The following is a 1204-nucleotide window of genomic DNA, read 5'->3' as shown; positions in this document are numbered from 1 at the left end:
GTAAACGTGGGCACCATCGGTCACGTTGACCATGGTAAAACAACTTTAACAGCAGCAATCTCTGCCGTTTTGTCTAAAACTTATGGTGGTGAAGTTAAAAACTTCGCTCAAATCGATAACGCTCCAGAAGAGCGTGAGCGCGGTATTACGATTAATACTTCTCACATCGAATATGACACACCAATTCGTCACTACGCACACGTAGACTGTCCAGGTCACGCGGATTATGTTAAAAACATGATTACCGGTGCTGCACAGATGGACGGCGCAATCTTAGTAGTTGCTGCGACAGACGGCCCAATGCCACAAACACGTGAGCACATCCTGCTTTCACGTCAGGTTGGCGTACCTTTCATCATCGTATTCATGAACAAGTGTGACATGGTAGATGACGAAGAATTACTAGAATTAGTTGAAATGGAAGTGCGTGAGCTTCTTTCAGAATACGACTTCCCAGGTGATGATTTACCAGTAATTCAAGGTTCAGCTCTTAAGGCACTAGAAGGCCAGCCAGAGTGGGAAGCTAAGATCCTTGAGCTTGCAGAAGCTTTAGACACTTATATTCCAGAACCAGCTCGTGACATCGACAAGCCATTCCTACTACCAATCGAAGACGTATTCTCGATTTCAGGTCGTGGTACAGTGGTAACAGGTCGTGTTGAACGTGGTATCGTTCGCGTATCAGACGAAGTTGAAATTGTTGGTGTTCGTCCAACAACTAAAACAACTTGTACTGGTGTAGAAATGTTCCGCAAGTTACTTGACGAAGGTCGTGCTGGCGAAAACTGTGGTGTGTTATTACGTGGTACTAAGCGTGATGACGTAGAACGTGGCCAAGTACTAGCTAAGCCAGGTTCAATTAACCCGCATACTACATTCGAATCAGAAGTGTACGTGTTATCAAAAGAAGAAGGCGGACGTCATACTCCATTCTTCAAAGGTTACCGTCCACAGTTCTTCTTCCGTACAACAGACGTAACAGGCACAATTGAGTTACCAGAAGGCGTAGAAATGGTTATGCCTGGTGATAACATCAAGATGGTAGTTACCCTGATTTACCCAATCGCGATGGACGACGGTTTACGTTTCGCTATCCGTGAAGGTGGCCGTACAGTTGGTGCAGGTGTTGTAGCTAAAATCATCGCGTAATAGCGACTTTAGTGAACACTAAAAAAGGAAGCTTAGGCTTCCTTTTTTATTTTTA

1 protein-coding gene is annotated in these 1204 nt (G+C 44.7%); it reads left to right on the top strand.

What is annotated here, in order from left to right; translation table 11 throughout:
* A partial coding sequence (gene tuf / locus H5185_RS22200) for an elongation factor Tu (RefSeq protein WP_182699093.1) occupies positions 1-1149 on the top strand: 1149 nt, incomplete at its 5' end.
* Positions 1150-1204: the final 55 nt, after the last annotated feature.

Origin of the sequence: Shewanella sp. SG44-6 (assembly GCF_014164185.1) — a bacterium.
Classification (GTDB): domain Bacteria; phylum Pseudomonadota; class Gammaproteobacteria; order Enterobacterales; family Shewanellaceae; genus Shewanella; species Shewanella vesiculosa.
This window is presented reverse-complemented; position numbering and strand designations above follow the sequence as displayed.